This window comes from Phocaeicola sp. GP0067 (assembly GCF_031119655.1).
In the GTDB taxonomy this organism is placed as follows: Bacteria; Bacteroidota; Bacteroidia; order Bacteroidales; family Bacteroidaceae; genus Phocaeicola; species Phocaeicola vulgatus.
Map to the genome: position 1 here is coordinate 22,776 of NZ_JAVHZY010000010.1, position 13,175 is coordinate 35,950.

Annotated in this window: 10 protein-coding genes; 7 read left to right on the forward strand and 3 right to left on the reverse strand. The window is 41.2% G+C overall.

The window, feature by feature from the left end:
• Nucleotides 1–96 precede the first annotated feature (96 nt).
• From RE317_RS09765 to RE317_RS09775, 3 genes are all read left to right on the forward strand, one after another.
• Complete coding sequence (locus RE317_RS09765) at nt 97–1,431, forward strand: NADP-specific glutamate dehydrogenase (RefSeq protein WP_005845574.1); 1,335 nt, start codon at nt 97–99, stop codon at nt 1,429–1,431.
• 225 nt (nt 1,432–1,656) lie between these two features.
• Entirely contained in the window at nt 1,657–2,802 is a 1,146-nt protein-coding gene (locus RE317_RS09770; protein ID WP_115649079.1) for a PCMD domain-containing protein, read from the forward strand.
• Between the two features lie 25 nt (nt 2,803–2,827).
• A complete protein-coding gene (locus RE317_RS09775; RefSeq protein ID WP_165854378.1) occupies nt 2,828–3,610 on the forward strand; it encodes a porin family protein in 783 nt (260 codons plus the stop codon).
• An 872-nt stretch (nt 3,611–4,482) separates the two neighbouring features.
• Here RE317_RS09775 and RE317_RS09780 read toward each other — a convergent pair.
• From RE317_RS09780 to RE317_RS09790, 3 genes are all read right to left on the reverse strand, one after another.
• On the reverse strand, nt 4,483–5,634 hold the full coding sequence (locus RE317_RS09780) for a DUF4925 domain-containing protein (protein ID WP_115649094.1): 1,152 nt from the start codon (nt 5,632–5,634) through the stop codon (nt 4,483–4,485).
• Between the two features lie 83 nt (nt 5,635–5,717).
• Nucleotides 5,718–6,179 (reverse strand): calycin-like domain-containing protein, encoded by a 462-nt coding sequence (locus tag RE317_RS09785; RefSeq protein WP_303266238.1) that lies wholly within the window; start codon nt 6,177–6,179, stop codon nt 5,718–5,720.
• Between the two features lie 109 nt (nt 6,180–6,288).
• Nucleotides 6,289–9,246, reverse strand: a complete 2,958-nt coding sequence (locus tag RE317_RS09790; protein WP_005853075.1) for a PEP/pyruvate-binding domain-containing protein — start codon at nt 9,244–9,246, stop codon at nt 6,289–6,291.
• Between the two features lie 234 nt (nt 9,247–9,480).
• On the opposite strand from RE317_RS09790, the gene gdhA reads away from it, so the two are divergent.
• The 4 genes from gdhA (at nt 9,481) to RE317_RS09810 (ending at nt 13,175) form a co-directional block, all read left to right on the forward strand.
• Nucleotides 9,481–10,818: an NADP-specific glutamate dehydrogenase gene (gene gdhA, locus RE317_RS09795; RefSeq protein WP_117873604.1), complete on the forward strand. Its 1,338-nt coding sequence runs from the start codon at nt 9,481–9,483 to the stop codon at nt 10,816–10,818.
• Between the two features lie 161 nt (nt 10,819–10,979).
• Complete coding sequence (locus tag RE317_RS09800) at nt 10,980–11,372, forward strand: hypothetical protein (protein WP_005853072.1); 393 nt, start codon at nt 10,980–10,982, stop codon at nt 11,370–11,372.
• Nucleotides 11,365–12,666 carry a DUF3440 domain-containing protein gene (locus tag RE317_RS09805; RefSeq protein ID WP_005845587.1) on the forward strand — a complete coding sequence of 434 codons (1,302 nt, stop codon included), beginning with the start codon at nt 11,365–11,367 and terminating at the stop codon, nt 12,664–12,666. The genes RE317_RS09800 and RE317_RS09805 overlap by 8 nt, the downstream gene beginning before the upstream one ends.
• Nucleotides 12,663–13,175 carry a ParB/RepB/Spo0J family partition protein gene (locus tag RE317_RS09810; RefSeq protein ID WP_005845588.1) on the forward strand — a complete coding sequence of 171 codons (513 nt, stop codon included), beginning with the start codon at nt 12,663–12,665 and terminating at the stop codon, nt 13,173–13,175. The genes RE317_RS09805 and RE317_RS09810 overlap by 4 nt, the downstream gene beginning before the upstream one ends.

Here is a 13,175-nt window from a genome sequence, read left to right on the forward strand (position 1 = left end):
TTTATAATTTGTTGCATATTTCAATTCTTATCTATATTTTTGCACCATCAAAAGAAACAAGAAGAATTAATTAACAATTATAAAAAGAAGTAGATTATGAATGCAGCTAAGGTATTAGAAGATTTGAAAAGAAGATTCCCCAATGAGCCTGAATATCATCAAGCGGTAGAGGAAGTGCTAAGTACAATCGAAGAAGAATACAACAAACATCCCGAATTTGACAAGGTGAACCTGATTGAACGTTTGTGTATTCCTGATCGTGTGTATCAATTCCGTGTAACGTGGATGGATGACAAAGGTAACATCCAGACAAATATGGGTTACCGCGTACAACATAATAATGCCATTGGTCCTTACAAAGGTGGTATCCGTTTTCACTCTTCTGTAAACTTGGGAATTTTGAAATTCCTTGCCTTCGAGCAGACATTCAAAAATTCACTAACTACTCTTCCGATGGGTGGTGGCAAAGGAGGTTCCGACTTCTCTCCGCGTGGCAAATCAAACGCCGAAGTAATGCGTTTCTGCCAGGCATTCATGTTGGAATTATGGCGCCATATCGGTCCTGAGACTGACGTACCTGCAGGTGATATCGGTGTAGGTGGTCGTGAAGTAGGTTTCATGTTCGGCATGTACAAGAAACTCTCTCATGAATTCTCCGGTGTACTGACCGGTAAGGGCCGCGAATTCGGTGGTTCTCTGATTCGCCCTGAAGCAACCGGATATGGTAACATCTATTTCTTGATGGAAATGCTGAAAACCAAAGGCACAGACCTGAAGGGAAAAACTTGTTTGGTTTCAGGTTCAGGTAACGTAGCTCAATACACGGTAGAAAAAGTAATCGAGTTGGGTGGTAAAGTAGTTACCATGTCCGATTCAGATGGTTACATCTATGATCCGGATGGAATAGACCGCGAAAAATTGGATTTCATCATGGAACTGAAAAATTTATACCGTGGACGTATCCGTGAATATGCAGAAAAATATGGCTGCAAATATGTAGCAGGTGCTCGTCCTTGGGGTGAGAAAGGTGATATCGCATTACCCTCTGCCACTCAGAACGAATTGAACGGTGATGAAGCCAAACAATTGGTTGCCAATGGTGTCATAGCTGTCAGCGAAGGTGCAAACATGCCTTCTACCCCTGAAGCTATCCGCGTATTCCAAGAAGCCAAAATCCTGTATGCCCCGGGCAAAGCAGCCAATGCAGGCGGCGTATCTGTATCTGGATTGGAAATGACTCAAAATTCTATCAAACTGGGCTGGAGTCAAGAAGAAGTAGACGAAAAATTGAAAAGTATCATGAAAAATATTCATGAGGCTTGTGTACAATACGGTACTGAAGCCGATGGTTATGTAAACTATGTGAAAGGTGCTAATGTAGCAGGATTCATGAAGGTAGCCAAAGCTATGATGGCTCAAGGTATTGTTTAATAAAAACCATTCCTTTATATTATATCATATTGTAGAGAAGGACGCGGGAAATAATTTCCACGTCCTTCTTTGTGCTATAAACATCAAAGTTCTTCACAAATAACCAAATACAAAAATGATAATCCTCTTTTTGAATAAAAACACAGAATTTTTCAACAAAAAGCAGTAACTTTGTCATTCATTACACATATTTTCATTTCAACAAAATTATTAAACTATAAATTCATGAAACTAAAAGACTTACTAGCCTGTGCGGCAACCGGAATGATTCTTTGCACTTCGTGCATCAAGAATGAAGCCCCTAATGCCGAAGCTGACATTCTGAACTGTACCCTGCCCGAAGGTATACTGACAGATGCCATCATCAACTATAATGCCCCCTTCGACGGAGAAATCAACGCCTATCCCCTCCGTCTGGAGGTGCACAACGGAACCGATCTCACCCAATTGGCCCCCACTTTCGAGCTAACACCCGGAGCCACTATCACACCAGCCAATGGAAGCACACAGAACTTCACCCGTCCGGTACGCTACGAGGTAACTTCGGAAGATGGTCAATGGCATCGCACCTACTCTGTCAGTATACAATTTCCAAAAGCAGAAAGCATTCCCACTTCCTATCATTTCGAAAACGTGCGGCAGGCTACTTACAATAAAAATACATACTACCTGTTCTATGAAGCATCGACCGGATATTCCACTCTGGAATGGAGTAGTGGGAACCAAGGCTTTGCCCTGACTGCTAGCGGCAAATACCAACCGGACAATTTTCCTACTATCTTGAATTCCAACGGACGAAACGGAAATTGCGTGCAACTGACCACCCGTGTCACCGGCGACTTGGGAAACATGGTGGGAATGCCCATTGCATCGGGCAATCTGTTTATGGGATACTTTGATGTGGGTAACGCATTAAGCGACGCACTATCCGCCACACAATTCGGGGTTACTTTCTATAAAGAGCCCGTGAAACTGATCGGCTATTATAAATACAAAGCTGGAGAGCAGTTCTACGAAAACGGAAAATACACCGACCGAAAAGACACATTCAACCTCTATGCCTTATTCTACGAAAAGACCAACGGCATACAGATGTTGGACGGACACATCGCTGCCAACAATTATGAACATCCCAACATGGTAGCCTCGGCAGCTATTACCAGTGAGGATGCGCGCGAAACGGACGAATGGACTCGTTTTGAACTGACTTTTGACTATCTCCGCTACGGTAAAGCAGTAGACCCTATAAAACTGGCAGACGGAAAATATAACATAGCTATTGTTATGGCATCTAGCAAGGAAGGCGATCTCTTCAAAGGAGCGCCCGGCAGCACCCTGCTGATAGACGACATGGAACTGATATGCAAGTAACAAAAATCTCATTAAATAAAAAGATATGAAAATAAAAAATTATATATTGACACTAACTGCTCTACTGTTCAGCCTGTCCATAGCAGCACAGAGCAACCGCAACCGTACCTTAATTAATGCCGCCCTGCATGGATGGGAATATGAAATAAGAGCCGGATTTAACATCGGAGGAACACTTCCCCAACCTTTCCCAGAAGAAATACGCAGCATTGACAGCTATACCCCCACTCTGAGCGTTAGTATCGAAGGTAACATGACCAAATGGTTAGGAGTAAAGCAACGATGGGGAATCATTACCGGCATCCGCTTGGAAAACAAAGGAATGCGCACCAAAGCAACTGTAAAAAACTATGGTATGGAAATCATAGGCAGTGACGGTAACCGCCTAAAAGGCAACTGGACTGGAGGAGTACGTACCAAAGTACAGAATTCCTACCTCACCATGCCCGTACTGGCCGCCTACAAACTGAACCCACGCTTCACACTAAAAGCTGGTACTTACTTTTCTTATCTTACAGGAAAGGATTTCAGCGGTCATGTGTACGAAGGCTATCTGCGCGAAAACAATCCTACCGGAGACAAAATCAATTTCAGGAACGGAGCTATAGCCACCTATGACTTTTCGGATGACCTGCGCCGCTTCCAATGGGGGGTACAATTAGGAGCAGACTGGAAAGCCTTCAAGCACTTGAAAGTATATGCCGATCTGAACTGGGGAGCAAACGAAATATTCAAAAAAGACTTCGAAACTATCAGCTTTGATATGTACACTGTTTATCTAAATGTGGGATTCGGATACGCATTCTGACCTTTTCTGAAATAACCCCACAAAGAAGTATATTCCCGAACGTGCTAGGCTTGTTCACAAAACGGGCCCGGCACATTCAGTAAAAAATAAATTCCAGCAAATGCTCTGTAGCCCAATCACTATAAACAACTAGAAGCCAACACTTTGCTGTAAAAAAACATTCCAAAATTCCACTAACCGCTTGCTTTTTCCTATTACCGACCTAAACCTCATAAATTTCCGGTTCATACTCCATCTAGCGAGATATATCTATTTCAACCACTGTTTCCCATCATGCAAACATTTATTTTTATTGCTTCACATAGGTGAAGCAATCGTTTCACATACATGGCTACGCGTCTTCACACAGGTAACACTGCATAGTCACACACGTAAAGCAACAGATGTAACAGAATGCCGCACTAAATGAAAACACTTGAAAAACTATTTGGTACTGGCAGAGAATAAACAGGGAAATGTTTGCAGTATCAACCGATAGTTTCCTTAACCTTCACTGACGAAGAGAAACTGACAAACCATTTCTAGAGAAACGATAACATATATACGCCTTAATTAATAGTCAACGCATTGTTGTGATTAATAAAAAACAATTATTAACAAAACAGCATATGGAATTACGCACAGCAACCAAATCATGCCGAAAGAATTTCTGGATGATACCATCACGAAACATCCAAAAAGTGGATAAAACTCATGAGTATTCTCGTTTGAATTTCATCCGAAAAACAACAAATCCAAAAGACAGGGAAAGTGATAGCTTTAAAAAGCACAGAAAGATATAGCCTCTTACAACGTAACATGCTACATCTTTCCGTAAACCTTGCTGCAAATTCTTTCGGAACCGGCAGCAAGTAATATTATTTTTTATTCTCTTATTTTGCAGAAATCAAGTCAATGCCTATCTGCACATCTTCAGTTACCGCTATGATATCAGGGAGTTTATCCAAAATCTGTTTCACAAATGCAGCAGCAAGTCCTCCTAACGGACCCGCATTCTCTTTTACCAATTCCACCAAAGCTGCTTTCAACGCCTCATCTTTCACCAATTCGCCCGCAATAGCCAACAATGGTTGGAATACATCGTATCCCAGATAGAACGCTACATTACCGTTTTCCTTCTCTCTATAAAACACAGGAACACCCTCAGCCAACATAGGAAGAATAATCTGCTTCAAAGCCGGCAAAGCCTCTTCTATTGACGTGCGCGGACTTTTGGTATCTGCAACAGCCATAATCTGATTCACATTCAGATATACACGGATTTTATTATCACCGTCCATAGAATACATAGCTAGATTCAGCGGAGAAGTCTTGAATGCCTCATCTGTCGGATTATCCTTATACTCTGCTTGAATATTGCCATCCGGCAAAAAAGTCACCTTCTTCAAAACGCCGTCAAGCAACTGAGGAATAGTTGAATTCTCAACCGGAATCATAGAGATCATCAGTTTCAAAATCCCTTCCATTTCCACCTCATCATGATTCTCCTTCCATACAATATGCAATGGAGCTGTCGGCTCTTCTTTATCCAATGATGCCAGATTCCATGAAGTACCTGCCAGTCCCATTGTCGGCATCGTCACATTCACATCCAATTTCATACCGCTTGGAGTAGCCTCTCCCTTATAAGTAAGGACACGACCTTCCTTTTTATCCGTTCCTTCAAAAGAAACTTTATCACCCTCTATCTTTAAATCTACATTCAAAGTAGTAGTTAGCTCACCGGGAACGACACCTGCGGTAGTCAAGCCGCTCGGAGCAGACATCGCATCTCTTTGCAAACCCGATAAATCCAACGGAGCACCAGATAGGGTCAGTACCGCCTTGTTACCCTGCGGAACAAATTGCACCATTTTGCCTAACATAGGCGCACTGCTATAAGTCAACTGCAAACCGCTTTTGTCTGTAAATGTCGTTTCACCTACCGGACATACTACTTTTTCATCATCATCGTCGCTACATGAAGTGAATAGGCTTACTGAACAAATCACAGCGAACAAATAATAAAACAGATTCTTTTTCATTGTTTTAATCGTTATTAAGATTGATACTTAAAAAAAGCAGGAACTGCGCACAAGCCCCTGCCTTTCCATGCGTTATATATTAATTATTTAGTACCTTCTAATTCCACTTTCAATGTATTAAGTAGCGGTACATTGGTAATATTAATATCAATGTCCAATTCTTTGGCATCCACCTCGCCTTCGATAACAATAGGCAATTCAACGTTTCCCAAAGCAGCAACAGTCAAAGTAGTTTGCCCGTTCAGATCAAAGTCATCACCTTCTTTGTCTAACGTAGCCTTGCAATTAGCAGTAATATCACCTATAACCAATTCTCCGAATTTAAAATCTTTCAGTGCTACTTTCACCGTATTAGCGTCCACTTTAATCACAGTAATGGAAGTGTTAGGGATAGGTTGCTGTAACACGCTCAAATCGCCTGTAAAAGTACCTACTACATTATCAATAGTTAACCCCTTCACGGCATCATCATCATCACTACACGATGTGAACAATGCCACAGAACAAATCACTGCGAACAAATAATAAAAAAGATTCTTTTTCATTGTTTAGTTAATTTAATTTATACTCGAAAAATCGTGCAAATATAATAAAAAGTTAAGCGTATAACTATTTTTATCGAAATTTAGGACACATTTTACGTAATTTAGAACATTATTCCGGCAACATCACTACCCCCAGCTTCTTCTTTCCATCCATCTTCACTATCAATGGTTTATCAAACCGCACATGACGAATGAACCTGGTTTCTTCAATAGCCGGCCGGGTATCCAGTACCTCTTGGTTATAGATACCATCCTTCATATAGGCATTAATTGTGAAATAACCGACTCCGAAAGAAGTCAGATTCTGAAAGAAGTGAGTTCCCTGACTAGGGTCCACACGATAATTAGTCAGCCCCGCCTCCACAATGACACGTGCAGCCGAAATATGGGGCCACTTCACAGGAATGCCCAGCCACGAATCGCTGCTTCCCCAGCGTCCCGGACCTACCAATATATAATGTTTCCCTTCATCCAAGAATTTACGGTTCATCTTTTCTATTTCATAAGCAATGGTCGGATTATTGGAAGCAGTATAACCATCTGTCTTCACATAAATCACATCCTGAATGTCCTCCATAATGCCATGCCCCAGTGAATTATTACTCTTTAAAAGAACATCCTCATCCTTAATAAGGTTCAAATCCTCCTCAAGATTGGCTTTCACATCGACCATCGGACGAATCTGCAATAAATAGAAAGTACCATTCTTCTTTTGCTGGTTCAATGTCACAGCAAACTCTATCTCAACAGGACGCCTCATCTCACTTTGCCCGTATTCCTGTACCAACTGCAAAATACGGGGCAAAGGAAATACATCGTGTTGCAACACATTGGCAAATGTTATCACCTTCCGGCCTCCCGGATAAATTCCGTCACGGATAATCATATCATACGGATCATACGTGGAAGCAATGAAAGTTAAGGCTCCATCATTATCAGCTTCTTTCACCGGAAGCTTCAACAAATTAAAGCCGTCATCCAAAGAAAAGTTATGCCCCGTATTCTTCAAATCAAGCGCATAAAACTGAGTCTGCGTTTCACGAAGAGCTATTTCCATCTCACTGGTCTGCAACACTTGGTTAGGATGATAAGGACACACCCTCAGAGTCAGACCTCCGTCTACAATATATTTACCCAACCCCAAAGCAAGACTTACAGTTCCCTCTTCGGCTTTTTCATCTCCTATGGGGTAATAGTTGAGCGAACGTGCCACCCCCGAAATAGAAGGATAGAAACGGTCACCATACTGTGTGCCGACCACCTGTTGTAAAATAACAGCCATCTTCTCTTGGTCTATCACATTGCTGGTTGCCTGCATATACGCCTTGCTGTCTCTGAAAAAAACAGAAGCATACACCCCTTTTATGGCATCGCTCAACATACGGAGCATCTCATATTTATCATCTAAATAAGGAATCATATAAGTAGAATATATCCCAGCAAAAGGCTGATAATGAGAATCTTCCAGCAAACTGGAAGAACGGATGGCTATAGGCGATTTCACCACATCAAAGAAAGCAAAGAAATCTTCCACCAGACGGTCGGGCAACTTGGCACGAAGAAAAGCTTTCAATATCGTGTCATCATCCGCATCACTCAATGCTACTTGATATAGGCTATTGGTATCCATGAATTCATCAAAGATATCCGTACAAAGCACCACCGTTTTAGGAATGACCACCGTCGCATTTTCAAACTCATCAAATTCCACGTGGCGCTTTACCATATTGTCAATAAAAGCCAGACCACGTCCTTTTCCCCCCAATGACCCCTCACCGATACGGGCAAAATTAGAATAACGGTCAAAACGATCACGTTGGAACACAGCCACCACACCTTGATTCTTCATCTTACGGTACTTCACAATAGCCTCAAAGATTATACGGCGATGAGCATCAATATCCTGCAAAGAATCCCAAGTTATCTGCTTTAAGAACTCGGCAGGTGGAAACATGGCACGAGAATACAGCCAGCGGGATACGTGATTACGACTGATATGGTAAAGGAGAGATTCTTTAGGAATAGCAAAAATAACATTCTGTAATTCCTTCAAATTATGAACACGGGCCACTTCTTCCAATGTATCGGGATTACGGAAAATGAAATCCCCGAAACCAAAATCATCAGACACAATTTCACGCAAGTCTATATTCATCTTCTTGGAATTCTTATCCACAAAGCTAGCACCATACCGGGAAGCATACACCTTGTTGTCTACCTCAGCCGACTGTAAAATAAGAGGAACAAACGGATCCCTGGAACGTACCTCCGCCAGCAACTTAATACCTGCCATTGGATCCACCACACCACCACGCGGGTAACGTGCATCCGTAATCACACCTAATACATTATTCTGATATTTATTATATAAATCCATCGCCTCCTCGTAAGTACGTGCCAATACAATTTTGGGACGTCCCCTCATACGCAATGTACGCTGGTGAGCATTCAAAGCCTCTGTGGCAAATTCCTGACTTTGCTTCAACACAAATTTATATAAGTTAGGCAACACGGAAGAATAGAACCGGATGGAATCTTCCACCAATAAAATCATCTGCACTCCCACCTCTTTAATATCATGTTCCAAATTCATCTTATCTTCTATCAGCTTGATGATAGACACTAACAGGTCCGTATTCCCCAACCAGCAGAACACATATTCAAAGATGCTCAGATCCTCATGCTCCATACGTGCCGTAATACCATGCGAGAACGGGGTCAGTACCACCAGCGGAATATGAGGGTATTGTTCTTTTATGCTGCGTGCAATCTCAAATGTATCACTGTTATCAGATCCGGGCATACAAATCACCAGATCAAATGTAGTGTTCTCCAATTGCTTCCAGGCAGCTTCCTCAGTAGAAACTTGTGTAAAACGTGGCGGATAGCGAAGACTGAGGTTCATATATTCATTAAATATCTTCTCATCTATACGCCCGTCATCCTCCAACATAAAAGCATCATACGGATTTGCTACCAAAAGAACATTAAAAATCCGTTTGGTCATGAGGTTTACAAACGAAGTATCCTTGAAATACAACTGATTTAATTTTAACTTGCTGAGCATGGTTATTTGATTTACATGGATAATGTAATAGCAAAATACGTCAATAATATTGTTTTATGCAACTTATTCGCAATAAAAAAGAACTTTTGGGTAGAGAGGTCTTACCACAACGATTAACTTTTTATCACCACCAAACTAAAATTTAGCCAAAAATATTTTGCCAATTCACCAAAAAACATACCTTTGCATCAGAAATGATTTTCATTTTGTCAAAACCTTAAATGCATAATAGTTATGGATATTAATCAAATCATGACCTCCCTGGAGGCAAAACACCCTGGTGAATCAGAGTACTTGCAGGCTGTAAAAGAAGTCCTGCTTTCTATTGAGGATATATACAATCAACATCCGGAATTTGAGAAAGCGTCCTTGATTGAGAGATTGGTAGAGCCCGACCGTATCTTTACATTTAAGGTGCCTTGGGTAGATGATAAAGGAAAAGTACAGGTAAACTTAGGTTACCGCGTTCAATTCAATAATGCGATCGGCCCGTACAAAGGCGGTATCCGTTTTCATGCTTCTGTAAACCTCTCCATTTTGAAATTCTTAGGATTTGAGCAAACATTCAAAAATGCACTGACCACATTGCCTATGGGCGGTGGTAAAGGTGGTTCCGATTTCTCACCACGTGGTAAGAGCGATGCTGAGATCATGCGTTTCTGCCAAGCATTCATGCTTGAATTGTGGCGCCACGTAGGTCCTGATATGGATGTTCCTGCCGGTGACATCGGTGTAGGTGGCCGTGAAGTAGGATACATGTTCGGTATGTATAAAAAGTTAACCCGTGAATTTACAGGTACCTTCACTGGCAAAGGCTTGGAATTTGGAGGTTCGTTGATTCGTCCTGAAGCAACCGGTTTTGGTGGTCTTTACTTCGTAAACCAAATGCTGAAAGCAAAAGGAATTGATATTAAAGGCAAAACGGTAGCTGTTTCCGGTTTCGGTAATGTAGCTTGGGGGGCCGTGACTAAAGCAACTGAATTAGGTGCAAAAGTAGTCACAATCTCCGGACCCGACGGCTATATCTATGATCCGGACGGTGTAAGTGGTGATAAAATTGATTACATGTTGGAATTACGTGCGTCAGGCAATGATATCGTAGCTCCATACGCAGAGAAATATCCTAACTCAACATTCGTTGCCGGACGTCGTCCGTGGGAAGTTAAAGTAGATATTGCGCTTCCGTGTGCGACTCAAAACGAATTAAATGGCGAAGATGCTTGTAATTTAATAAAAAATTCCGTTCTTTGCATTGGAGAAATTTCTAATATGGGTTGTACCCCGGAATCAATTGATGCGTTTATTGAAAATAAACTAATGTATGCACCGGGTAAAGCCGTAAATGCCGGAGGTGTAGCTACTTCAGGTTTGGAAATGAGCCAAAATGCAATGCATATGAGTTGGAGTGCACAAGAAGTAGATGATAAGTTACATCAAATTATGTATGGTATTCATGAACAATGTGTGAAATATGGTACTGAACCTGATGGATATATCAACTATGTGAAAGGAGCAAATATTGCAGGCTTTATGAAGGTAGCCCATGCCATGATGGCTCAAGGAATTGTTTAAAGGCATTCTATTAGCATAAAAATATCTCGTTTAGTTGTATTTGTATTTTGTATTGTAGCTTGCGCTGCCCGCCTGTGAAGGTATGGCAGCGTTTTTTTATGGTATATCCAATCTTTTTTATACATTTGTAGCTTCAAGTAAACGTATGTAAAAATTAAGTTATGGAAATATTACAACTAGATGGCCTTGAACCTCAATTATTTAATTTAATTGGACCATTGGCTATGAATCCTAAAGTCCTAAGGGCTAATAACAATTATCCCTTCAAAACGACCGAACGTTTTCAATGGTACATTGCCGTCGAAGATAATGACGTAACCGGTTTTGTCCCTGTAGAGCAGAAAAGTGGCGGTTATGTCATTAACAACTACTATGTCCATAACGATGATCAGGAAGTGCTGGTTGAATTGTTGGGAGCAGTAAAGCCTAAAAACAATTTATATGCAATTGTTCAAACCAAACACGAAGCTATTTTTTCCAACTGTGGTTTTCAAACCGAACACCGTTGGACTAATTATATTAAAATGATTTACAACACGAACAAAAATGAATAATAAAAGAACTAAAGGGGAAAATGTTTATCAACTCGTTCAAAAGAGACTCAAATTCTTATTCAACGAATTTGATAATATCTATGTTTCTTTTTCTGGAGGAAAAGATAGCGGTGTCTTGCTCAACTTATGTATTCAATATATCAGAGAGCATAATCTGGACAGGAAAATCGGAGTATACCACATGGACTATGAAGCACAGTATCAAATGACTACAGAATATGTGGAACAGACGTTCAGAGAAAATCAGGATATATTGGAAATCTACCATGTCTGTGTCCCTTTCAAAGTAGTGACTTGTGCTTCTATGTTTCAAACCTATTGGCGCCCTTGGGACGAAAGTATGCACGCCCACTGGGTAAGGCCTATGCCTAAAAACTGTTATAAGAAAGAAGATTTCCCATTCTACAATGAGGAAATGTGGGACTACACTTTCCAGACTTCATTTGCATCGTGGTACCATAAAAAGCATGATGCAGTACGCACTTGCTGCCTGGTCGGCATCCGAACTCAAGAGAGCCTGGACCGATGGAGAACTATTCACGGTAACAATCGCCTGAACAGCTATCACAACCTGATGTGGACCCGCAGACTAGGATACGATTTATACAATGCCTACCCTATCTATGACTGGACTACCGAAGATATATGGACAGCATACGCCCGTTTCAAATGGCCATTCAACCAAATGTACGAACTTTATTATAAAGCCGGAGTACCTTTGGACAGACAACGTGTAGCCAGTCCGTTCCTCAGCACAGCACAGGAAACCTTGAAATTATACAAAGCCATCGATCCCAATACTTGGGGGAGAATGTTAGGCCGAGTAAACGGAGTAAACTTTACCGGAATCTATGGTGGAACCCGTGCCATGGGATGGCAAAACATCAAATTACCAGAAGGCTACACATGGAAAGAGTATATGTATTTCCTGTTAGATACGTTACCCGAAGAAACCAAACAGTCTTACTTGGAAAAACTAAGAGTAAGCCGGGAGTTCTGGAAATACAAGGGAGGATGCCTGGATTTATCAACCATACGTAAATTAACTGATTTGGGCATAAAATTCTACGTACAAAAGAAAACAAACTACAAGACAGACAAACTTCCTGTCCAAATGGATTATCTAGACGATATAGACATCGCAGAGTTTAAAGAAATCCCCACTTATAAACGTATGTGTATTTGCATTCTGAAAAATGACCATGTATGTAAATATATGGGATTTGCCCTAACTAAAAAAGAAAAGTTAAGAAGAGACAGAGTGATGCAGAAATATAAAAATATTATCAAATGAAAGAAGAATTCGAAAGTCCTGTGTATCACGTGCACAGAGTACCGGTGGAAAAGGTACGTGCCAACAGTTATAATCCAAACCACGTAGCCGCTCCTGAAATGAAGTTGCTGGAATTAAGCATTTGGGAAGATGGCTATACTATGCCTTGTGTATGTTATTATATTCCCGATGAAGATATATATGAACTGGTAGACGGATATCATCGTTATTGTGTGCTTAAAACTTCAAAACGTGTGTTCGAACGAGAAAAAGGTTTACTTCCCGTGGTCGTTATAGAAAAAGACCTTTCAAACAGAATGGCAAGCACTATCCGCCACAACCGCGCCCGCGGCACTCACAGCATTGAACTGATGGTAGATATCGTGGCAGAACTGACCAAAGCCGGAATGAGTGACGAATGGATAAAAAAGAATATTGGCATGGATGCCGACGAACTTTTACGACTCAAACAGATATCCGGCCTAATGGAACTCTTTGCTGACAGGGAATTCACAATACCTGAACCATAA

Excerpts from the sequence above, each read along its gene's own strand:
- RE317_RS09765 (WP_005845574.1), top strand. The coding sequence starts at position 97 with ATGAATGCAGCTAAGGTATTAGAAGATTTGAAAAGAAGATTCCCCAAT.
- RE317_RS09775 (WP_165854378.1), top strand. The coding sequence starts at position 2,828 with ATGAAAATAAAAAATTATATATTGACACTAACTGCTCTACTGTTCAGC.
- RE317_RS09810 (WP_005845588.1), top strand. The coding sequence starts at position 12,663 with ATGAAAGAAGAATTCGAAAGTCCTGTGTATCACGTGCACAGAGTACCG.
- RE317_RS09790 (WP_005853075.1), bottom strand. The coding sequence starts at position 9,246 with ATGCTCAGCAAGTTAAAATTAAATCAGTTGTATTTCAAGGATACTTCG.
- RE317_RS09780 (WP_115649094.1), bottom strand. The coding sequence starts at position 5,634 with ATGAAAAAGAATCTGTTTTATTATTTGTTCGCTGTGATTTGTTCAGTA.
- RE317_RS09785 (WP_303266238.1), bottom strand. The coding sequence starts at position 6,179 with ATGAAAAAGAATCTTTTTTATTATTTGTTCGCAGTGATTTGTTCTGTG.
- RE317_RS09770 (WP_115649079.1), top strand. The coding sequence starts at position 1,657 with ATGAAACTAAAAGACTTACTAGCCTGTGCGGCAACCGGAATGATTCTT.
- RE317_RS09800 (WP_005853072.1), top strand. The coding sequence starts at position 10,980 with ATGGAAATATTACAACTAGATGGCCTTGAACCTCAATTATTTAATTTA.
- RE317_RS09805 (WP_005845587.1), top strand. The coding sequence starts at position 11,365 with ATGAATAATAAAAGAACTAAAGGGGAAAATGTTTATCAACTCGTTCAA.
- gdhA (WP_117873604.1), top strand. The coding sequence starts at position 9,481 with ATGGATATTAATCAAATCATGACCTCCCTGGAGGCAAAACACCCTGGT.